Raw genomic sequence first — 371 nt, 5'->3', positions numbered from 1 at the left:
CTGATAGCCGCTGTTCCACTGGCCGCCGTGCGGCGGTTCAATGTACGCGCCGCCGATGGCGTTCGGATCGGGCGGCGCGCCCCACGGCACGTTTTGCCCGGCGCAAGCGGCGGCGTACCAGGCGGTGCAGCCTGACATGCTGATGCCGAGCTGCTCCATCAACGCGGGGTCGAGCGGTAGATTGAGGCCGGTCGTCGTCATTGCGGTGCGCGTGTTCGTCACCTGAGCGGCGTGGAGCGCCATGTCGCCCACCGACTCGATCAGCGCCGACCGATTGCGGATCAGGTTCGCGTTCGTATAGTCGCCGTTGGCGTCCTTGCCGCCCGCAAGCACGACCTTGCCCAAGCCATAGATCGCGGTGCTCGCCTGCG

1 protein-coding gene is annotated in these 371 nt (G+C 67.7%); it reads right to left on the bottom strand.

Going from position 1 to position 371, the window contains the following annotated elements:
- A partial coding sequence (locus QCE64_RS34325; protein ID WP_310008671.1) for a hypothetical protein occupies positions 1–371 on the bottom strand: 371 nt, incomplete at both ends.

This window comes from Caballeronia sp. LZ043 (genome assembly GCF_031451075.1).
Classification (GTDB): Bacteria; Pseudomonadota; Gammaproteobacteria; order Burkholderiales; family Burkholderiaceae; genus Caballeronia.
Note: the sequence above shows the minus strand (reverse complement) of the source record. Positions and strands in the feature narration are given on the sequence as shown.